20 protein-coding genes are annotated in these 18808 nt (G+C 75.0%); 14 read left to right on the top strand and 6 right to left on the bottom strand.

Going from position 1 to position 18808, the window contains the following annotated elements:
* Window positions 1-148 precede the first annotated feature (148 nt).
* The 4 genes from OH807_RS19145 (at window position 149) to OH807_RS19130 (ending at window position 3010) form a co-directional block, all read left to right on the top strand.
* Complete coding sequence (locus tag OH807_RS19145; protein WP_030289665.1) at window positions 149-352, top strand: cold-shock protein; 204 nt, start codon at window positions 149-151, stop codon at window positions 350-352.
* 313 nt (window positions 353-665) lie between these two features.
* Entirely contained in the window at window positions 666-2288 is a 1623-nt protein-coding gene (gene groL / locus OH807_RS19140) for a chaperonin GroEL (RefSeq protein WP_406200319.1), read from the top strand.
* A 96-nt stretch (window positions 2289-2384) separates the two neighbouring features.
* On the top strand, window positions 2385-2744 hold the full coding sequence (locus OH807_RS19135; RefSeq protein ID WP_406200317.1) for a hypothetical protein: 360 nt from the start codon (window positions 2385-2387) through the stop codon (window positions 2742-2744).
* Entirely contained in the window at window positions 2741-3010 is a 270-nt protein-coding gene (locus tag OH807_RS19130; protein WP_406200315.1) for a DUF4031 domain-containing protein, read from the top strand. Before OH807_RS19135 ends, OH807_RS19130 begins: the two co-directional genes overlap by 4 nt.
* On the opposite strand, the gene OH807_RS19125 is transcribed toward OH807_RS19130, so the two are convergent.
* A complete protein-coding gene (locus tag OH807_RS19125; protein ID WP_406200312.1) occupies window positions 2991-3659 on the bottom strand; it encodes a hypothetical protein in 669 nt (222 codons plus the stop codon). The two genes, OH807_RS19130 and OH807_RS19125, sit on opposite strands and share 20 nt — an antisense overlap.
* An 81-nt stretch (window positions 3660-3740) precedes the next feature.
* On the opposite strand from OH807_RS19125, the gene OH807_RS19120 reads away from it, so the two are divergent.
* From OH807_RS19120 to OH807_RS19110, 3 genes are read left to right on the top strand one after another with little or no spacing between them, the layout of a single operon-like run.
* Window positions 3741-4121 (top strand): PadR family transcriptional regulator, encoded by a 381-nt coding sequence (locus tag OH807_RS19120; RefSeq protein ID WP_406200309.1) that lies wholly within the window; start codon window positions 3741-3743, stop codon window positions 4119-4121.
* On the top strand, window positions 4118-5095 hold the full coding sequence (locus OH807_RS19115) for a hypothetical protein (RefSeq protein ID WP_406200306.1): 978 nt from the start codon (window positions 4118-4120) through the stop codon (window positions 5093-5095). The genes OH807_RS19120 and OH807_RS19115 overlap by 4 nt, the downstream gene beginning before the upstream one ends.
* Window positions 5096-5150: 55 nt before the next feature.
* Window positions 5151-5837 (top strand): copper homeostasis protein CutC, encoded by a 687-nt coding sequence (locus tag OH807_RS19110; RefSeq protein ID WP_406200303.1) that lies wholly within the window; start codon window positions 5151-5153, stop codon window positions 5835-5837.
* A 93-nt stretch (window positions 5838-5930) separates the two neighbouring features.
* Here OH807_RS19110 and OH807_RS19105 read toward each other — a convergent pair whose 3' ends face one another.
* On the bottom strand, window positions 5931-7982 hold the full coding sequence (locus OH807_RS19105) for a HelD family protein (protein ID WP_406200301.1): 2052 nt from the start codon (window positions 7980-7982) through the stop codon (window positions 5931-5933).
* A 299-nt stretch (window positions 7983-8281) separates the two neighbouring features.
* Here OH807_RS19105 and OH807_RS19100 point away from each other — a divergent pair, with 299 nt between their 5' ends.
* Window positions 8282-8497, top strand: a complete 216-nt coding sequence (locus OH807_RS19100; protein ID WP_406200298.1) for a hypothetical protein — start codon at window positions 8282-8284, stop codon at window positions 8495-8497.
* A 35-nt stretch (window positions 8498-8532) separates the two neighbouring features.
* Here the strand turns inward: OH807_RS19100 and OH807_RS19095 are convergent, their stop codons facing one another.
* Window positions 8533-10170, bottom strand: a complete 1638-nt coding sequence (locus OH807_RS19095) for a DNA repair helicase XPB (protein WP_406200296.1) — start codon at window positions 10168-10170, stop codon at window positions 8533-8535.
* A 94-nt stretch (window positions 10171-10264) separates the two neighbouring features.
* Entirely contained in the window at window positions 10265-10675 is a 411-nt protein-coding gene (locus tag OH807_RS19090; RefSeq protein WP_406200293.1) for a hypothetical protein, read from the bottom strand.
* 112 nt (window positions 10676-10787) lie between these two features.
* On the opposite strand from OH807_RS19090, the gene OH807_RS19085 reads away from it, so the two are divergent.
* Window positions 10788-11039, top strand: coding sequence for a hypothetical protein (locus OH807_RS19085; RefSeq protein ID WP_406200291.1), 252 nt, complete (start codon window positions 10788-10790; stop codon window positions 11037-11039).
* 46 nt (window positions 11040-11085) lie between these two features.
* Here the strand turns inward: OH807_RS19085 and OH807_RS19080 are convergent, their stop codons facing one another.
* Window positions 11086-13602: a helicase-associated domain-containing protein gene (locus tag OH807_RS19080; protein ID WP_406200290.1), complete on the bottom strand. Its 2517-nt coding sequence runs from the start codon at window positions 13600-13602 to the stop codon at window positions 11086-11088.
* A gap of 114 nt (window positions 13603-13716) precedes the next feature.
* Here OH807_RS19080 and OH807_RS19075 point away from each other — a divergent pair, with 114 nt between their 5' ends.
* Window positions 13717-14718, top strand: coding sequence for a hypothetical protein (locus OH807_RS19075; protein ID WP_406200288.1), 1002 nt, complete (start codon window positions 13717-13719; stop codon window positions 14716-14718).
* Window positions 14719-14797: 79 nt separating this feature from the next.
* Here OH807_RS19075 and OH807_RS19070 read toward each other — a convergent pair whose 3' ends face one another.
* Entirely contained in the window at window positions 14798-15484 is a 687-nt protein-coding gene (locus OH807_RS19070) for an NAD(P)-dependent oxidoreductase (protein WP_406200285.1), read from the bottom strand.
* A 63-nt stretch (window positions 15485-15547) separates the two neighbouring features.
* Between OH807_RS19070 and OH807_RS19065 the strand changes: the two genes are divergently transcribed.
* The 4 genes from OH807_RS19065 (at window position 15548) to OH807_RS19050 (ending at window position 18715) form a co-directional block, all read left to right on the top strand.
* Window positions 15548-16312: an SDR family NAD(P)-dependent oxidoreductase gene (locus OH807_RS19065; protein WP_406200282.1), complete on the top strand. Its 765-nt coding sequence runs from the start codon at window positions 15548-15550 to the stop codon at window positions 16310-16312.
* Between the two features lie 155 nt (window positions 16313-16467).
* Window positions 16468-17070, top strand: a complete 603-nt coding sequence (locus OH807_RS19060; RefSeq protein WP_406200279.1) for a TetR/AcrR family transcriptional regulator — start codon at window positions 16468-16470, stop codon at window positions 17068-17070.
* A 191-nt stretch (window positions 17071-17261) separates the two neighbouring features.
* A complete protein-coding gene (locus tag OH807_RS19055) occupies window positions 17262-17906 on the top strand; it encodes an RNA polymerase sigma factor (protein ID WP_406200278.1) in 645 nt (214 codons plus the stop codon).
* Entirely contained in the window at window positions 17903-18715 is an 813-nt protein-coding gene (locus tag OH807_RS19050) for a hypothetical protein (protein ID WP_406200275.1), read from the top strand. Before OH807_RS19055 ends, OH807_RS19050 begins: the two co-directional genes overlap by 4 nt.
* Window positions 18716-18808 lie beyond the last annotated feature (93 nt).

Below are 18808 nucleotides of genomic sequence, written 5' to 3'. Positions count from 1 at the left end.
CCCTCATCGGACGACTCCGGTGCTCTCGGCGGGGATTGTGGCGTGCACGGCTGCGCCCAGGGGGGGTTCCCCGGGCCGGCCTCAACCAGACCCGGGCCCGCGACCTGCGGGCGCGTGAAGGGCCAGCACAGCACTAGGGGAGTTCGGAATGGCTCAGGGCACCGTCAAGTGGTTCAACGCGGAGAAGGGCTACGGCTTCATCGCGGTCGACGGTGGTGCGGACGTCTTCGTCCACTACAGCGCGATCCAGATGGACGGCTACCGCACCCTTGAGGAGGGCCAGCGGGTCGAGTTCGAGATCTCTCAGGGGCAGAAGGGCCCGCAGGCGGACATGGTCCGCGCGGCGGTCTGACCTTTCCGGCACCCAGGAGTTCGGCTCGGCCCATCGGCTGGTGCACCTCTTGCTTGGCGAGGGGCCCGTGCGACACGCGTCGTGCGGGCCCCTCGTCGTGTCCGCGGCGGCTCGCGGGTCGCCCCTCGGGCTTGCACTCGCCCACCGAGAGTGCTAATCATTGGCGTTAGCACTCACAGCGTGAGAGTGACAGCGGACCGGGTCGGTGAGGCCCCCGGGAGCGGTAGGGGAAAGGACCCCCGCACACCAGGGCCGTCCGTCGCGGGCACCCCTTGGTCCGAGCAGTCGACCGTGTCCCGGAGGACCACTTCTGATGGCCAAGATCATCGCCTTTGATGAGGAAGCTCGCCGCGGCCTTGAGCGTGGCATGAACCAGCTCGCCGACGCGGTGAAGGTCACGCTCGGCCCCAAGGGCCGCAACGTCGTGCTGGAGAAGAAGTGGGGCGCCCCCACGATCACCAACGACGGTGTCTCCATCGCCAAGGAGATCGAGCTCGAGGACCCGTACGAGAAGATCGGTGCGGAGCTCGTCAAGGAGGTCGCCAAGAAGACGGACGACGTCGCGGGTGACGGCACCACCACCGCCACCGTGCTCGCCCAGGCTCTCGTCCGCGAGGGTCTGCGCAACGTCGCCGCCGGCGCCAACCCGATGGCCCTGAAGCGCGGTATCGAGAAGGCCGTCAAGGCCGTCTCGGACGAGCTGCTGGCCCAGGCCAAGGACGTGGAGACCAAGGAGCAGATCGCCTCCACCGCCTCCATCTCGGCCGCCGACACCCAGATCGGCGAGCTCATCGCCGAGGCCATGGACAAGGTCGGCAAGGAAGGCGTCATCACCGTCGAGGAGAGCAACACCTTCGGTCTGGAGCTTGAGCTCACCGAGGGCATGCGCTTCGACAAGGGCTACATCTCCGCCTACTTCGCCACCGACCTGGAGCGGATGGAGGCGACGTTCGAGGACCCGTACATCCTCATCGCCAACTCCAAGATCGGCTCGGTCAAGGACCTGCTCCCGCTGCTGGAGAAGGTCATGCAGAGCGGCAAGCCGCTCGTCATCATCGCCGAGGACGTCGAGGGCGAGGCCCTGTCGACCCTGGTCGTGAACAAGATCCGCGGCACCTTCAAGTCCGTCGCCGTCAAGGCCCCGGGCTTCGGCGACCGCCGCAAGGCCATGCTCGGCGACATCGCCATCCTCACCGGTGGCACCGTGATCTCCGAGGAGGTCGGCCTCAAGCTGGAGAACGCCGGCATCGACCTGCTGGGCACCGCCCGCAAGGTGGTCATCACCAAGGACGAGACCACCATCGTCGACGGTGGCGGCGACAGCGACCAGGTCGCCGGCCGGGTCAACCAGATCCGTGCCGAGATCGAGAACAGCGACTCGGACTACGACCGCGAGAAGCTCCAGGAGCGCCTCGCCAAGCTGGCCGGCGGCGTGGCCGTCATCAAGGCCGGCGCGGCCACCGAGGTGGAGCTCAAGGAGCGCAAGCACCGCATCGAGGACGCCGTCCGCAACGCCAAGGCCGCTGTCGAGGAGGGCATCGTCGCCGGTGGCGGCGTCGCCCTGCTGCAGGCCTCGGTCGCGTTCGACAAGCTGGAGCTCGAGGGCGACGAGGCCACCGGCGCCAACATCGTCAAGGTCGCGCTGGAGGCCCCGATCAAGCAGATCGCGACCAACGCCGGCCTGGAGGGTGGCGTCGTGGTGGAGAAGGTGCGCAACCTCCCCGCCGGTCACGGCCTGAACGCCGCCACCAACGAGTACGTCGACCTGGTCGCCGCGGGCATCATCGACCCGGCCAAGGTCACCCGCTCCGCGCTGCAGAACGCCGCCTCCATCGCGGCGCTCTTCCTCACCACCGAGGCCGTCATCGCCGACAAGCCGGAGAAGGCCGCCGCGGCCGCCGGCGGCGGCATGCCGGGCGGTGACATGGACTTCTGATCCTGACGGATCGGGCAGTCTTCGTCCGCACGGGCGGTTCCCCTCGGGGAGCCGCCCGTGCGGCGTTGTCCGGGCGGGATTGGGGAGAATGGACGGATGGCTTCCGCTGATGACATCGAAACCGCCCTGCACAACGCCCGGGCACTGATCCTGGCCGACCTGACCGCGAAGGACGTCGCGGACGCCGCCGTGGTGTCGCTGGTCGAGGCGGCCGTGACGCACCGCCGCTGGTGGCTGGAGCAGTGGCCGGACGGCACCGAGTACGTGCTCGGGCTGGTCGCCCAGGACGTCCAGGACGCGCTGCTGGAGGAGTACGGCCGCTGGCCGCTCTGCACCTCCTGCGCGGCGGACGGCGATCCGCACGCGCTCGGCGTCGAGCCCGAGCTCGGACCGGACCCGCACTGGGTCTGCGGCAAGGAGGGCGCGGTCGTCGCTCCGGTCGGCCGGCTCGCGTGATCCTGGTCGACCCGCCGGACTGGCCCGGCCACGGCCGCTTCTGGTCGCACCTGGTCAGCGACGTCTCCTACGAGGAGCTGCACGCGTTCGCCGAACGGCTGGGCGTGCCCGCCCGGGCCTTCGAGCGCGACCACTACGACCTGCCCGCCCACCGGTACGCCGACGCCGTGGCGCTGGGCGCCCGGCCGGTGAGCAGCCGGGACGTGGTGGCCCGGCTGACCGCGGCCGGGCTCCGGCGGCGGAAGGTCAGCCTTCGAGTGCCGTGAGTTCGGCGGCCAGGTTGGCCCGGGCGGGGGCGTCGAAGCGCTCGCGGGCCGCCGGGGTGCGGTAGAGCGCGGGGAGGGCGAGCAGCTGCCGCAGGATCGCGGCGCGTCCGGACCGGAAGTCCGGCTCGGGGACGAAGGCGTACTCCTCCCGCACGGCGGCCGCGTACGCGGCGTACGCCCGGGGGTCGCCACCGAGCACGGCCAGGTCGGCGTCGCAGAGCACGGCGCCGTCGCGGTCGCCGGGCTCGGGGTGGTGGGTGACGGTGAGCCGGACGAGCCGGGCGACCTCGGCGGTCCGCGGGCCGGGCAGGCCGGCCTCGGTGAGCGCCCGGACGGCGAGGGCGGCGCTGCGTTCCTCGTTCTCGGAGCGGTCCGGCCGGTAGACGGCGTCGTGGAACCAGGCGGCCAGCCGGACGGTGTCCGGCGCGTCCGCGTGCCCGTCGAGCGCGTCCAGGTGGCCGAGTACCGCCCGCAGGTGGTCGGTGGTGTGGTAGCGGCGCTGCGGCTCGGCCCAGCGGCGCAGCAGGTCGCGTCCGTAGGGCTCGGGGTCGGCGGTCGCGCCGCACCGGCGGAGCAGGGCGGTCCAGTCGGCGAGCAGGTCGGCGTGCGGATCGGCGGGGGCGTCGGGATCGGCGGGCGTGTTCGGCATGGGCTCATTCTGGCCGTTGCGGTCCACCGGTCGGCGGGTTCCACTGGACCGCATATGCAGATTGACGATATATGTAGTCCCATGACAGAACGTGCCATGCAGGAGCCGACCCTGCTTCTGCTCACTGCACTGGCCGACGCGCCCAGACACGGCTACGCGCTGATCCAGGAGATCGACGCGATCTCCGACGGCCGGGTCCGGATGCGCACCGGCACGCTGTACGGCGCTCTCGACCGGCTGCTCCAGCAGGGCCTGATCGAGGTCGCCGCCGAGGAGATCGTCGACGGCCGGGCCCGGCGCAGCTACGCGCTGACCGATGCCGGGCGCGATGCACTGACCACCGAGGCGGAGCGCCTGCGCGCCGTGGCCTCCGAGGCCGAGCGCCGGCTCTCCAAGGTGCGCTCGGTGCTGCGGGGGCGGTCGACGACGGACGGAAGGACGACGGGGGGAGATTTCGCATGACCACACCGCTGATGACCCGACCGACGACGGTCGCACCGACGGTCGCCCTGCGGGCGGCGCTGCAGTTCTACCCGGCCCGCTACCGCCGGGAGCGCGGCGAGGAGCTGGCCGCGGTGTTCGCCGACACCACGGCCGAGGCCGGCCGGCCGGCCGTTGCCCGGGAGGCCGTCGACCTCGCGCTCTACGGCCTGCGGGTGCGGCTCGGCCTGACCTCGGCCTCGGTCGGCGGGCAGGTGCTGGCGCTGGCCGCGCCGATGATCGCCGGGGCCGTGGTGGGCGCCGCCCTGATGCCCTGGGTGACCGACGCCGACGCCGTCACCTGGCGGCTGACCTGGGACCGGTCGGTCGTGGCGTACGCGGGGCTCTTCGTCCTGCCGGTGGCGGCGCTGCTGCTCGTGGTGGCGGCCCTGCTGGGGCGCTGGAGGGCCGCGCGGGTCACCGCGCTGCTGGCGGCGCTGCCCGGGCTGACCGGGCTGGCGCAGGCCGTCCGGCCCGGGGGCGTCGACTGGTGGTGGGCGGGGTACGTGGGTGCGTCCGCCATGCCGTTCGCGCTGGCCGCGCTGCTGCTGGCCGCCGCACCGGGGGAGCTGCTGCCCCGGCCGACCTGGCGGACCGCCGGTCTGGTGCTGGCCTCGGTGGCGGGGGGCGGACTGCTGGCGGCGGTCCAGCGCTGGGACGACACGCTCTTCCCGGTGGATGTCCAGTGGTTCGTGCTGCTGCTGCTCGCCCCGCTGCTGCTGACCTTCACCGCCCTGCGCGGACGGGTGGCACCGGCCGCGGTGGGGGTGGCGGTGCTGACGCTGACGGCGGCGGCCGGCCTGTTCAACATCTGGCGCGAAGCGGGCGGGGTCTCGCGGCTGCTGCCGGTGACGGCGCCGGTGGTGCTGGTGCTGCTGCTGGCCGCGGCGGTGCTGCGCCGGTCCGGTGCCGGCAGGGGTTCCGAGGTGCGCGGCAGCGCGGCCCGCAACGGCTGACCGGAACGGCCGCCGGGGCTCGCCGGGGACTTCCGGATGTGGCAGGCTGTCTCATATGTCTAGACCAATTTTCGAAGTCATCGCGCTGACGCCCCAGGACGCCCAGGCCGCCGAGTCGGGCGGCGCCGACCGGCTCGAACTGGTCACGGACATGGCCGCCGACGGGCTCACCCCGTCGGTCGCGGACTTCGCCCGCATCCGCGCCGCGGTGAGCCTCCCGCTGCGCGTCATGCTGCGCCTCCGGGACGGCTTCGCGCCCGGCGACCTGGACGAACTGCAGGCCCGCGCCGCCGAGTTGCGGGCCGAGGGGGCCGACGAGTTCGTCTTCGGCTTCCTGGACGCCGAGGGCGGCGTGGACCTCGCCGCCACCGTGGCCGTCGCCGGGGCGGTGGCGGGCAGCCGCTGGACCTTCCACCGGGCGATCGACCACAGCGCCGACCGGGCCGCCGTGCGCGCGGCCGTCGGGGCGCTGCCCGGCCTGGACACCTTCCTCACCTCCGGCGCGGCCGGCGGCGTGGACGCCGGCCGGGACGTGCTCTCGGCCGAGCTGGCCAGGGCCGGGGAGCCCGGCTACGGCCAGCGGATCCTGATCGGCGGCGGCCTGCGGGCCGAGCACCTGCCGGGGCTGCGGGCGGCCGGCTTCGACGCCTTCCACGTGGGCGGCGCCGTGCGGGCCGACGGCTGGCAGTCGCCGGTGGACGCGGCCAAGGTCGCCGAGTGGCGGGCCCTGATCGACGGTTGAGCGTGGAAGCGCCGACAGCCGGGCGGTCGGGAACGGCCGCCCGGCTGCGCGAGGGGACCGGCACGCGCCGGTCCCCTCGCGCGTGCGCGGGCGTCAGGCCAACTGCTCCGGCAGCGGCTCCGCGTGCAGCACGGCCAGCCCGGACACCGCACGGGTGAGCGCCACGTACAGCCGGCGCAGGCCGGTCCGCCCGTCCGGCTCCCCGGCGACCACCGCGGCCGGCTCGTCCAGCACCACGTAGTCGTACTCCAGGCCCTTGGCCAGCGAGGCCGGCACCAGGGTCAGCCGGGCCTCGGCGCTGGTCTCGGCCCCGGGGGAGAGGTACGGCAGCCCGGCCGCGGTCAGCGCCGAGGCGAGCAGCGGGATCCGGGCGTCGGCGGCGATCAGGCCGGTCGATCCCTCGTGCCCCAGCGCCCGGTGACAGGCCTCGACCACGGCCTTGTCGCGCTCCTCGGCGCCCACCCGGGTGATCGTCAGCGAGCCGGGCGCCGCACGGACGGATGTCGCCGGGGCGAGCCCGGGCGCGATCGAGGGCAGCAGCCGGGAGGCGTAGGCGATCACCTCCTCGGGGACGCGGAAGCCCTTCGTCAGCTCCTCGACGTGGGCGGTCGGCTTGCCCAGGTGGTGCAGGGCGTCCGGCCAGCTCGCGGTGGCCCACGGGGTGGTGCCCTGGGCGAGGTCGCCGAGGACGGTCGCCGAGCCGGTGGTGCAGCGGCGGCCGACCGCCCGGTACTGCATCGGCGAGAGGTCCTGTGCCTCGTCCAGCACCACGTGGCCGAGCGAGGCCGTGCGCTGCACGAGGTCGGTCGTCTCGTCGACCAGGACGGCGTCGGCCGGCGTCCAGCGGGCGGTCTTCACCGAGCGGCCGGGCTTGGGCAGGAGCACCGCCCGCTGCTCCTCCGGGGTGAGGACGCCGTCCGCGCAGGCGGCCAGGAACTCCGGCTCGGAGAGCAGCCGCAGCACCAGCTTGGCCGGGTCGACCGCCGGCCAGCACGCCTTGACCGTCGCCTTGACCGCGGGGTTGCGGGCCACCGCGTCCTGCACCCGGTCGTCCGGCGCCTCGCCGCCCTGCTCCATCTTCAGCAGCACGGCGTGTGCGATCCGCTGCGGCAGGGCGTCCCGGGCCGCGCCGTAGCGGATGTCGCGGCTCTTCAGCTCCTCGATGATCTCCGTCAGCTCGTTCACGGGGACGCGCCAGCGCCGGGAGCCGCGGACCACCACGCAGGGCTCGGCGGGCAGCGCGATGCCGGCCCGGACGGCCCGGCGCAGCACCTCGGCCATCCGGGCGTCGCCCTTGAGCCGGGCCGCCTCCGCGGTGTCCTCGGCGCGGACCTCGACGTGCGCGACCAGCTGCTGCACGGTGGCCTGCGCGACCTCCAGCTCGCCCAGGGCGGGCAGCACCTGCTCGATGTAGGAGAGGAAGGCGTTGTTCGGGCCGATCACCAGCGTGCCGGTGCGGGCCAGCCGCTCGCGGTGCGCGTACAGCAGGTACGCGACGCGGTGCAGGCCGACCGCGGTCTTCCCGGTGCCGGGGGCGCCCTGGACGCAGACCGTGCCGGTGATGTCGGCGCGGACGATCTCGTCCTGCTCGGGCTGGATGGTGGCGACGATGTCGCGCATCGGGCCGACGCGGGGCTTCTCGATCTCGGCCGCGAGCAGCGCGGAGGTGGTCTCCGACTCGGCCGCGTCGGTCAGGTGCTCGTCCTCGTAGGCGGTCAGCTCGCCGCCGGTGTAGCCGAAGCGGCGGCGGCGTTCGACGTCCATCGGCGCCGTCCGGCTGGCGCGGTAGAACGGCTGGGAGACCGGCGCGCGCCAGTCGATCACCATCGGGTCGCCGTCGGCGTCGTGGACGTGCCGGCGGCCGATGTAGAAGTTCTCCCCGCCGGAGCCCTCGGAGAGCTCCTCGCTGATCGCGTGCAGGTAGTCCAGCCGGCCGAAGAAGAGCGGGGTGTGCGAGAGGTCGGCCAGGGCGGCGATCCGGGCCTCGATCTGGTTCCGCAGGATGACGGCGGTCACCCAGCTGCCGGTGACGTCGCGGATGTCCAGCGACTGGACGTCCTCGCGCATGGCGCGCAGCGCGGTGCGGGAGGCGGCCAGGTGGTCGCGTTCGCGCTGGAGGGGGTCGGTGGTGGGGGTGGCGGGCACAGCGAACCTTCCCGGCTGCCCCGGATGCGGGCGCAGCGGATCGTTGGAGCTCACGGTGGGTACAGCCGACCGGTTGCCGAACGGCCGGCACCTCCCCCGGCTGCCCGCGCGACTTCAGCGGGTACCACGGTGCGGGAGGGGACAGACGGACGATCCTAGACCCCGCGGCCTCAGGGTTCCACCCCCGTGACCCGGAGGGCACCCGGGGCCTTCGTACACCTGGAGGACGACCTCCGTCCCGTCGGGTACGGCCTTTGGGGTGATGGTGTCCGGGGCGTGCGGAACCTACCGTGGAAGACATGAGCACCGTACCCGTCACGGCGCCCCGGGCAGCGGCCACGGCCCCCCGGGTGCCGAACCAGAAGTCCACCCCCGCCGGCCCGGCCGGCGCCACCGCGGCGACCGGCCCGGACCGCCGCCGCAGCCCCCTCAAATCCGCCGTCCGCAACGTCGGCATCGCCCTGGACACCGCCGCGCGCGTGGTCTTCCTCGGGCGCGACGGCGTCAGGTACTGACCGCTACAGCTACTGACCGCTGCGGCTGCCGGCCGCTACAGCACGTCGTCCGCGTCGATGATGCGGTAGGCGTAGCCCTGCTCGGCCAGGAAGCGCTGCCGGTGGGCGGCGAAGTCCTGGTCCACGGTGTCGCGGGCCACCACCGAGTAGAAGTGGGCCGAGTGGCCGTCCGCCTTCGGGCGCAGGACGCGGCCGAGGCGCTGGGCCTCCTCCTGGCGGGAGCCGAACGTCCCGGAGACCTGGATGGCGACGGTCGCCTCCGGCAGGTCGATGGAGAAGTTGGCGACCTTGGAGACCACCAGGACGCTGATCTCCTTGGTGCGGAAGGCCTCGAAGAGCTTCTCGCGCTGGGCGTTGCTGGTCTCGCCCTTGATCACCGGCGCGTTCAGCACCTCGCCGAGCTCGTCGAGCTGGTCGATGTACTGGCCGATGATCAGGGTCTGGTCCTTCTCGTGCTTCCTGACCAGTGCCTCCACCACCCGCCGCTTGGTCGCGGTGGTGGCGCAGAAGCGGTACCGCTCCTCCGGCTCGGCGGTCGCGTAGGCGAGCCGCTCGGAGTCGGTGAGGGTCACCCGGACCTCGCAGCAGTCGGCGGGCGCGATGTAGCCCTGCGCCTCGATCTCCTTCCACGGGGCGTCGAAGCGCTTGGGCCCGATCAGTGAGAAGACGTCGCCCTCGCGGCCGTCCTCGCGGACCAGGGTCGCGGTCAGGCCCAGCCGGCGGCGGGCCTGGAGGTCGGCGGTGAACTTGAAGACCGGCGCGGGCAGCAGGTGCACCTCGTCGTAGACCACCAGGCCCCAGTTCCGGGCGTCGAACAGCTCCAGGTGGGCGTAGACGCCCTTCCGCTTGGTCGTCATCACCTGGTACGTGGCGATGGTGACCGGGCGGATCTCCTTCCTCGTCCCGCTGTACTCGCCGATCTCGTCCTCGGTCAGCGTGGTCCGCTTGACCAGCTCGTGCTTCCACTGCCGGGCCGAGACGGTGTTGGTGACCAGGATCAGCGTGGTCGACTTGGCCTCCGCCATGGCGGCGGCGCCGACCAGCGTCTTGCCGGCGCCGCAGGGCAGCACGACGACGCCGGAGCCGCCGTGCCAGAAGCCCTCGACGGCCTGCGCCTGGTAGGGGCGCAGCTGCCAGCCGTTCTGGTCCAGCTCGATCGGGTGCGCCTCGCCGTCCACGTAGCCGGCGAAGTCCTCGGCCGGCCAGCCGAGCTTGAGCAGCACCTGCTTGATCTGGCCGCGCTCGGAGGGGTGCACGACGACGCTGTCCGGGTCCACCCGGGCCCCGACCAGCGGGGCGACCTTCTTGGAGCGCAGCACCTCCTCCAGCACCGGGCGGTCGGTGGTGCTGAGCACCAGGCCGTGGGTGGGGTGCTTGGTGAGCCGCAGCCGCCCGTAGCGCGCCATGGTGTCGGCCACGTCGACCAGCAGGGCGTGCGGGACGGGGTAGCGCGAGTACGTCACCAGGGCGTCGACGACCTGCTCGGCGTCGTGCCCGGCGGCGCGCGCGTTCCACAGGCCGAGCGGGGTCACCCGGTAGGTGTGCACGTGCTCGGGCGCGCGCTCCAGTTCGGCGAACGGGGCGATGGCGCGGCGGCACTCGCCGGCCCTGGGGTGGTCGATCTCCAGGAGAAGAGTTTTGTCGCTCTGGACGATGAGCGGTCCGTCGTTCACGCGGGGAAGCCCTCCACTGGCTGACAGGTCTGTCGGGTCGCAGACCCTCCAGTGTCGCGCATTCCGCGGCGGGGCCGGGAGGCCGGACGGGGGGCTACTTCCACTCGTGGACGGTGACCGTGCCGGAGCCGCTGCCGTCGGTGTCGAACTCGAAGAGGCCGACCACGTCGTTGAGCCCGGCGAAGGACTCGGACTGGCTCTCGAAGTAGATCGCCCCGCGCCAGGCCATCGCGCCGCCCGGGCCGGTGAAACGGCCGATCCCGCTGCCGTGCCAGCTGTAGCTCTCGCCGCGTTCGCTCATCCCGATGCCCTGGCCCTCGCCGAACATCGTGCCGTCGGCGCGCATCTGGGACTCGTAGCTGGCGAACTCCCGGACGCCCACACCGAGCACCTCGCCGGTTGCCTCGAACGAGACCTCGACCACGGGGTGCACACCGTCCGTGGTGGCCAGCACCCGCCGGCCGGTGTCCTTGGTGGTCTGGGTCGCTATCCGGTTACCGAGCATGACGTCTCCTTGCCGCGTTCCTGCCGGATCCCCTCTTCCGGACTACGCCGGTCCCCGGGGCCCGTCAACCGGGGGCCGGTGACCGCCGCGGCCGCTGCTCGTTGAGCACGGCATGAACAAGTCGAAGCGCGTCCTCACCGCTCTCGCCCTCGTCGGTACGGCGTTCGCCGCGACCGCCTCCTCCGCCGGTTCCGCCCAGGCCCTCGCGGGAGTCGGCGAGGGTCCGGGCGGGCTGCTGGCCTCCCCCGCCTTCCTGCTCGCCGACGTCACCGGCGCGGGCAACCTGCCGGTCGGCCAGGGCCAGATCGGCACGCTGGCGGACCAGGCCGTGAAGGAGAAGATGAAGGAGTCCCAGGGCCGCTGAGGCCCGGGACGCTCGCTGCCGCGGCCGCCCGGCGGCCGGCGGCGGGCTACTCGTCCAGTTCGGCCACACCGGTGATCCGGTGCAGGGCGAAGGTGCGGAGCTCGTCCGCGTGGTGGTCGAAGGCGGTGACGAAGCCGCCCTCGACCTTGACCGGGTCGATGATCCGCTGGCTGGCGAGCCCCTCGGCGTTGAGGTAGCCGATCCACATCCGCTCGCCGAGCAGGACGGCGGTCTGCAGCGCGGCCAGCGTCTCGGCCGCCGGGGTGCGCGGCAGGTGGCGCGGGTCCGGGGTGGGCTCGCGGCGGACGGCGGTGGCCGCGCGGTCGCCGGCCCGGATGGCCTTGATGGCGGCGGCGAGCAGGGTGTCGTCGGGCGTGGGCGGGCCGTCGGGGACGGGGACGGGCGCCGCGCGCGGCGGGGTGCGGTGGCTGTCCGGCCGGGTGATCAGGACGTCGCCCTCGGCGGACTCGGCCGCCGGCGCGTAGCCCATGGTGCGCAGCGCGGCGAGCAGGACGTCGGGCGCGGCCTGGGCGGCGAGGACGGTCGGGGCGAGCAGCCGCAGCCGCAGGTCGGCGGAGCGGCGGTCCGCCAGCACCTCGCCGAGCAGCGCCGGGTCGTCGCAGCGCAGGTACGAGGAGGCACCGCCGACCCGCAGGATCCCGTGCCGGCGGGCGACGTCGTCGATCAGGTAGGCGAGCGGCTGCGGGACGGGGGTGCGCGAGTGCTGTTCGAGGAAGGACTGCAGGTCGGCGGCGGTCCGGCCGGCATCCAGGGCGCGGCGGACCGACTCGGGGGTGAACCGGTAGACGGTGGCGCCGCCCTTGGACTCGATGTCGGCGCAGAGCGCGAGCGCCTGGGCCAGCGGAGTCAGCAGCGGGCCGGGCGCGACCGCGGTGAGGTCCGGCTGCAGGATGACGTGGTCGAGCGGCTGCGGCAGCAGTGGGGCCAGCACCTCGGCCGGGTCGGCCTCGGCGGTGAGCAGCGCCCGGGCGGGGGCGGCGAGCGCGCCGCGGCCGGTGATCCCGAGGAGCTCGGCCTCGGCGAGGGCCCAGGTGACGAGGTCGTCCCGGAGGTCGCGGCTCTGCCCGGCCCGGTCCTGACCGGTGACCGGTCCGCCGCGCAGCGGGCGCTGCCAGCGCAGGGCGGGGAGCAGTTCGTCGGCGGTGGCGGCGCTGCCGGGCGGCAGTTCGGCGAGCAGCGCCAGGGCGGCGCGGCGGACGGACGGGGCGAGCGTGCGGTCCAGCTCGGGGCCGAGGGCGGCGCGTGCCTTGCCCTTGCCGTCCGGGCTGCCGGCGAGGGCGGGGACGCGGGTGGCGGCGAGCCAGCTCTCGGCCAGCACCGCCCAGCGGTCGGCGGTGTCCTGCTGGAGCCAGCCGTCGTACGCCGGGGTGGGAGCCCAGCGTTCGTCGGCCTCGCCGTCGGGGGCGAGCAGGCCTGCGGTGTGGGCGAGTTCGAGCCAGAAGGCGGTCTGCTGCTCGGTGACTTCCAGGGCCTGCGCGGTGCGTTTGAGGTCGCGGACGCCGAGGCCGCCGGCGCGCAGGGTGGGCGGCGGGTTGAGGCCCCAGAGGTCGAGCACCTCCTCGACGGTCCGGACGGCGGTGTGGGCCTGCCCGGCGGCGGCCCGGTCCGCCACCTGGGGGTCGCGCGGGGCGGTGGCCGGGGCGGGTTCGGGCTGGACGGGTTCGACCTCGCGGTGGCTGCGGCCGCCGCGCAGGTGCAGGGCGAGTTCGCGGGGCAGGACGACGCTGCCGGGGCTGCTGGGCAGCAGCAGGCCGCGGGCGAGCAGCCACTCGACCGGGCTCTGCGCGTCCTCGGCGGTGACCGGGCGGGTGGCGTCCGGGACGGTGCCGGTGGGCGGCCCCCAGACCAGCCGGTCCAGCAGACGCAGCGCCGGCTCGGGGGCGGTGGCCAGCAGGGCGTCGCAGCGGGCCCGGTCGGTGAGCAGCGCGGTGAGCGCGGCGACGGCGGTGACCGGGTCCGGGGTGGCGGGCTGCCCGGCGGAGGTGAGCAGTTGCTGGAGGCGGGCCGGGGACATGCCGGCGGTGGCGTCGGAGAGCGTCGGGCCGAGGCCGGTCCGGCCGGGGTTGGCGGCGGTCGGCGCGAGCGCCTCGCGGGCGGCGATGACCAGGCGCAGCGCGTTGTCCGGCCCCCAGAGCAGCGCGCGGTCCCGCAGGGTGGCGAGCGCGCGGGGGAGGGCGGCGGTGACGGCGGCCCGGTCGGCGGTGCTCAGCGGGGTGGCGCCGGGGTGCGGCTTGACCTTGGCCGGGCCGGTGAGGAGCGTCCGCACGGCGGCCGGGGTGGCCCCGTCCGGGGCGGCCGCCAGCGCCTCGGCGACCTGCAGGGTGAAGCGGTCCAGCCGCTCCAGGGCGCGCAGCGCGGAGGCGCGGGAGGAGAGCCGGGCGGAGAGCTGGGTGAGGTCGCCGGGGACGGGGTTGAGCAGGTCGGGCCGGGACCGCAGCAGGGTGGCGAGGTCGTCGTCCGCACGGCCGCGGAGCTCCTCGGCGAGGGTGCGCGGGCCGGCGGACGCCTTGCCGGAGCGTTGGGGGCCCTGCTGTGTGGTCATTCGACCTAGGTTAGTCGGGAGCAACGGCGGTGGGGACCGGTCGGCGTGGCCCCGGTTCCGGTGGGTACCGTCTGACCGGCGGGGACGGGTACGGGCGAGGCGGGGTGGCGGGCGATGGCGGACGGCGAGTGGTGGCGCAGGCGGGGGCCGTGGAGCGGGACGCCGGAGGGCGCGGACGCCCCGGGGCCCGCCGGTGGCGCGGCGCCGGGAGGGGGCGCCGGGCCGGCGGACGAGGACAGCGTCTATGCGGCGGGTGCGCCCGCGGTGCCGCCGCGGCCCCGGCGGCCGCCCGCCGAGCCGCCGGCCGCCGGCCCGCCGTCGAGGTCGCGGCGCCTGCCGGCGGCCGGGGACGACGCCGGCTCGCCCTGGGTGTCGCAGCCGATCGCGGACGCGGATGCCGATCCGGACGCCGTCCCGCCACCGTTCATGGCCGTCAACGCCGGTGACTGGTCCCTGGTGTCGCTCGACTTCTCGGACGGGCCGGGCCCGGCGGCCGGTCCGGTCCCCGGGCAGCGGGCGGCCGCGGAGGGTGCCCCGGGGCAGGCCCGGCCCGCCGCGGGGGACGGCGCCGGGGACGCGTCCGGGGGCGCGCCGAAGGACGGCGCGAAGGACGGCGCGAAGGGCGACGCGAAGAGTGCTTCGAAGGGCGGCGCGAAGGGCCGGTCGAAGCGGCGCGGACGGGGGAGGTCCGCGCCCCCGCCGGAGGCGGCCGGGGCCGACCCTGCCGCCGGGGCCGCCGCGAAGCCGTCCCTGGCGGCCGGCCGCCGCCCGTCCCCGCTGTTGCTGCTGGCCGCGGTCACGTTGGTCGGCGGCGCCGCCACCAGCCAGGTCGTGGTGATGCTGGTGGGCTGGGCGCTCGGTTACATGTCCCGCCAACTGACCGATCTCACCAGGAAGTTCGCCATCCTCGGGATTCCGCTGATGACGATCAGCGGGACGAGCCTCTGGTTCTGGGGCCGGGCCCAGGGCCGGTGGGGCGGGGGCCTCCAGCCCGGTCAGCCGGCCGGACAGATCGCCTGGTCGGCCGCCCCCGGCGTGCTGCGGCTGGCCGCCCTGCTGTCGGCGCTGTTCCTGCTGGCCGTGGCGCTGAAGCGGCGCTCCCGGCCCGAGGGCTGAGCGGCGCGGCCGCCCGCTCACCGGGGCCGGCCGGTGTTGGCGCCGGTGACGGTGGTGCGGTGCGCCCGCCCGCCGCCGGTCAGTTGTCGGTGAGGGCGACCCGGCGGCGGAAGGTCTCGGGGGCGCCGAGGTGCCGGACGATCCAGGCCGCGACGGTGGCCCTGGTCGCGGTGCCGGCGCCGGGCAGCGGGCGGTCGTAGGACACGCGGGGGTCGGGGGAGGGCGGGCCGTCCCGCAGCATCGGCGCCCGGACGACCGTCCAGATGGTGTCCGATTCGGTCAGCACCTCCTCCATCCGCGCCAGGTCGTGGTGGATCTCCCGGTAGAGCCGGTCCACCACCAGCCGGGTCACCACCCGTTGGGCGAACGGGAGGTGGCCGCTCTCCAGGCCCGCGGAGGACATCGCCACCAGGTGCGGCGACCCGCCCGAGCCGGTGGCGGCGGACACCAGCTCCCGTGCGCCGTCCGAGAAGACGGTGGTGGCCGACCGCCCGGTCGTGCCGAGCGTCGAGACGACGGCGTCCTGGCCGGTCAGCGGTTCGCGCAGGGAGCCGGGCCGGTGGACGTCGGCCTGTGCGGTGAGCGGGGTGCCGTGGGTGAACTCCGGCAGCCGGGCGGGTGTGCGGGCGACCGCGGTGACGGTGTGACCGGCGGCCAGGGCGAGATCGACGACCAGGCGGCCGGTGCGGCCGGCGGCGCCGACGACGGCGAGCTTCATCAGGTCCTCCTTGCGGGTGGGCGTCCGTGCGGGCGCTTGCCGATTCATTCAGACAGGCTGTATGACTGAATCTAGTGAACCACACAGCCAAGCTCAAGGGAGTGTTCAGTCATGGGAGTTCGTTACTCCGATCTGGCCGGCAAGGTCGTCGTGATCACCGGGGGCAGCCGCGGCATCGGTGCGGAGACCGCCCGGTCGTTCGCCCGGCAGGGGGCGTCGGTCGCCGTCCTCGGCCGGGACGCCGCGGCCCTCGACGCCGTCGCGGGTGAGCTGCGGGCCGACGGCGCGAAGGCACTCGGCACCGTCGCCGACTGCACCGATGCGGCGGCGCTGGCCCGGGCCGCCGCCCTGATCGGCGAGGAGCTCGGCCCGGTCGACGTGCTCGCGGCGTTCGCCGGCGGGGACGGCTACCCCGTGCCGACCGTCCGTGAGACCGAGGAGCACTGGCGTTCCGTGCTGGATGCCAACCTCACGGCCACCTTCCTCACCGTCGGGGCCTTCCTGCCGGGCCTGGTCGAGCGCGGCACCGGCTCCGTGATCACCATGGCGTCCACCGCCGGCCGGCTGCCGAGCGGCTCCTCCGCCGCCTACGCCGCCGCCAAGGCGGGCGTGCTGATGTACTCCCGCCACCTCGCGCTGGAGCTGGCCGGCCAGGGAGTGCGGGTCAACGCGATCGCGCCGGGCGCCGTCCGGACCGAGCGGACGGCGGCGGTCATGCCGGCCGCGGTGCAGGCGTCCGTCGCCGCGGCCCACCCGCTCGGCCGGCTCGGCGAACCGGCGGACATCGCGGCGGCCACGCTCTTCCTGGCCTCCGTCGAGTCGTCCTGGATCACCGGGCAGACCCTGGACGTCAGCGGTGGGCGGGTCATCGTCTGATCCGCCGGGGGAGGCGGGCCGGGGCCGGTGCGGCGGCCGGGCGGCGGGGGCCGGGCGCGGCCTGTGGGGGCGGGCGGGGATCGGCGATACTGCCTGTTCACGGAAGTCCCGCCCGCCCGCCCCGGCGGCGGGCCGAGCGAGTGGAGGCGAGCGCGATGACCCCCCGGGCCTACCGGATGGGACAGCGGCAGGCGGACGTGGACGGGACGCGTGCGCGGATCGTCGACGCCGCGCGGGCGCAGCTGACGGGGACGGGCGCGCTGTCGCTGGACGCGGTGGCCAAGCGGGCGGACGTCGCCCGGGCCACCGTGTACTACCAGTTCGGCTCGAAGACGGGCCTGCTGGAGGCGGTCTGCGACGCGCTCGCCGACCAGGGCGGGATGGCCCGGCTCGCCGAGGCCTTCGCCCTCCCCGAGCCCTGGGCGGCGGTGGACCGCTTCGTCGAGGTGATCGGCGGGTTCTGGGCGGTGGACCGCGTCTGCACCCGCCGGCTGCGCGCGCTGGCGGCCCTGGACGAGGAGGTCGGCCGGGTGATCGGTGAGCGCGACGCCCGGCGGCGCGCGGGCGCCGAGGTCCTGGCGGGCCGGCTCGACGGGGCGCCGCCGGACGCGGCGGCCCTGCTGTTCGTCCTCACCGGCTTCGAGACCTTCGACGCGCTGGCGGGAGAGACGGCCGGCGGGCCGGACGGGGACCTCCGGGTGGCGCTCCCGGTGGTGACCCGGCTGGTGCGGGGCGCCCTCGGCGGGCCCGCGGTCTGAGCCGTACCCCGGGCGGCGGCCGACGCGGTGGCTGCCGCGGCCGTCGCCCGGGCCCTGGCAGCCGGCCGGGCGGGACCGTGGTCACCGCCGCACGCCGCCCGCCCGATCGGGGGTCTGCCGCCGGGGCGCCCGGTGCGGCCGTGTGGCGTGGATCACGGCAACGCCGCGGTGCGGCCGGACAGGCAGGGGATGTGGAGAATTCGATACGCGCCCGGGTACGCGCCGGGGACGCGGTGGCTTTCGGGCAGATCTTCGAGGACCACGCCGGCGCGGTCCACCGGCACGCCCTCCGGATGACCGCGGAGTGGGCCGTCGCCGAGGACGTGGTCTCGCTGACCTTCCTGGAGGCCTGGCGGCTGCGCGCCCGCGTGGAGCCCGAAGGGGAGAGCCTGCGGCCGTGGCTGCTGGGCATCGCCACCAACGTCATCCGGAACACCCGCCGGGCCGCCCGCCGCCACCAGAAGGTGCTCGCCGGGCTGCCGCCGCACGAGGCGGTGCCCGACTTCGCCGCCGAGCTGGCCGGCCGCCTCGCCGACGCCGAGCAGCTCGCCGCCGCGAAGGCCGCGCTGGAGCGGCTGCGCCCGGCCGACCGGGAGGTGTTCGCGCTGTGCGTCTGGGAGGGCCTGGACCACGCGGCCGTCGCCGAGGCGCTGGGCAAGCCGGTCGGGACGATCCGCTCCCGGCTCTCGCGCGCCCGCAGCCGGCTGCGCGAGCTCACCGCGAAGGAGCTCGCGGCCAAGCGGTCCGTGGCTCAGGTGCAACGGGGGGTCGCGGTCGGACAGGTAACAGGTGGCCGCGTACCGGCGGCCCGGTCGACCAAGGAGACGATCCGATGAACGCCACTCCCGGGCCCCGGTCCCAGCAGACCGAGCGGGAGGAACTGGCCCGGCTGTTGCCGGCCGCGGCCGATCGGGAGCTCTCCCCGCACCGCCACCTCCTGCTGAAGGAACTCCTGATGGACACCGTGACCGAGAAGTCCCGGCACACTGCCAAGCGCCGCAACCTGGCCCTGCGCGTGGCGCTCCCGGTGGGACTGGCCGCCGCCCTGGTGGGCGTCGTCCTCGCCGGCGGCGGCTCCGACCGCCCCGTCCCGGGCGCCGCCGCCGTGCCCGGCGGCACCACCCCGGCCAGCCCGGACGCGGCCGTGAGCCCGGCCCCGGGCGCCGTCGCCAACGTGGCCTACACCCTGGAGAGCGGCGGCGACGACGTCGTCACGCTCACCATCCTCGACCGGGACAAGCCCGTCGATGTGCCCCGGCTCCAGGCCGACCTGGACCGGCTCGGCGTCCGCAGCCGCGTCTACGCCGGCGAGCCCGGCTGCACGGCCCCGGATCCGAGCACGCCCGCCTACCCGGAGGCGGAGATGATCAAGGCGAACAACGGGAGCGGAGCGGACCGCCTGGCGTTCTTCGGCTGGGACATCGACAACGGCCTCCAGAAGTCCGTCCTCACCGTCCGGCCGCACAGCATCCCGGCCGACCGGACGCTCTTCATCCACCTTCCGCTCGCCAAGGTCGCCCCGGCCAGCGGCTTCCGCTCGCTCTCCGCGGGCCTGATGGTCGGCAAGGCCCCCGCCTGCATGCCCGCCGAGGACCCGTCCAACCCGCTCGCGAGCCTCCTGCCGACCCAGCCCCCCGGTCACTGACCCGCCGTCACCGTCGCCCGGCCCGGCCGGCGGCCACCGATCGGTGGCCGCCGGTGCCCGATCCCCGGAACCCGTTCCTCCGCCCCGGGGACA

This window comes from Kitasatospora sp. NBC_01560, from assembly GCF_045208415.1.
Lineage (GTDB): Bacteria > Actinomycetota > Actinomycetes > Streptomycetales > Streptomycetaceae > Kitasatospora.
This window is presented reverse-complemented; position numbering and strand designations above follow the sequence as displayed.

Excerpts from the sequence above, each read along its gene's own strand:
- groL (WP_406200319.1), top strand. The coding sequence starts at position 666 with ATGGCCAAGATCATCGCCTTTGATGAGGAAGCTCGCCGCGGCCTTGAG.
- OH807_RS19090 (WP_406200293.1), bottom strand. The coding sequence starts at position 10,675 with ATGCTCGGTAACCGGATAGCGACCCAGACCACCAAGGACACCGGCCGG.
- OH807_RS19120 (WP_406200309.1), top strand. The coding sequence starts at position 3,741 with ATGACAGAACGTGCCATGCAGGAGCCGACCCTGCTTCTGCTCACTGCA.
- OH807_RS19085 (WP_406200291.1), top strand. The coding sequence starts at position 10,788 with ATGAACAAGTCGAAGCGCGTCCTCACCGCTCTCGCCCTCGTCGGTACG.
- OH807_RS19145 (WP_030289665.1), top strand. The coding sequence starts at position 149 with ATGGCTCAGGGCACCGTCAAGTGGTTCAACGCGGAGAAGGGCTACGGC.
- OH807_RS19135 (WP_406200317.1), top strand. The coding sequence starts at position 2,385 with ATGGCTTCCGCTGATGACATCGAAACCGCCCTGCACAACGCCCGGGCA.
- OH807_RS19075 (WP_406200288.1), top strand. The coding sequence starts at position 13,717 with ATGGCGGACGGCGAGTGGTGGCGCAGGCGGGGGCCGTGGAGCGGGACG.
- OH807_RS19110 (WP_406200303.1), top strand. The coding sequence starts at position 5,151 with ATGTCTAGACCAATTTTCGAAGTCATCGCGCTGACGCCCCAGGACGCC.
- OH807_RS19100 (WP_406200298.1), top strand. The coding sequence starts at position 8,282 with ATGAGCACCGTACCCGTCACGGCGCCCCGGGCAGCGGCCACGGCCCCC.
- OH807_RS19080 (WP_406200290.1), bottom strand. The coding sequence starts at position 13,602 with ATGACCACACAGCAGGGCCCCCAACGCTCCGGCAAGGCGTCCGCCGGC.
- OH807_RS19060 (WP_406200279.1), top strand. The coding sequence starts at position 16,468 with ATGACCCCCCGGGCCTACCGGATGGGACAGCGGCAGGCGGACGTGGAC.
- OH807_RS19050 (WP_406200275.1), top strand. The coding sequence starts at position 17,903 with ATGAACGCCACTCCCGGGCCCCGGTCCCAGCAGACCGAGCGGGAGGAA.
- OH807_RS19125 (WP_406200312.1), bottom strand. The coding sequence starts at position 3,659 with ATGCCGAACACGCCCGCCGATCCCGACGCCCCCGCCGATCCGCACGCC.
- OH807_RS19115 (WP_406200306.1), top strand. The coding sequence starts at position 4,118 with ATGACCACACCGCTGATGACCCGACCGACGACGGTCGCACCGACGGTC.
- OH807_RS19070 (WP_406200285.1), bottom strand. The coding sequence starts at position 15,484 with ATGAATCGGCAAGCGCCCGCACGGACGCCCACCCGCAAGGAGGACCTG.
- OH807_RS19065 (WP_406200282.1), top strand. The coding sequence starts at position 15,548 with ATGGGAGTTCGTTACTCCGATCTGGCCGGCAAGGTCGTCGTGATCACC.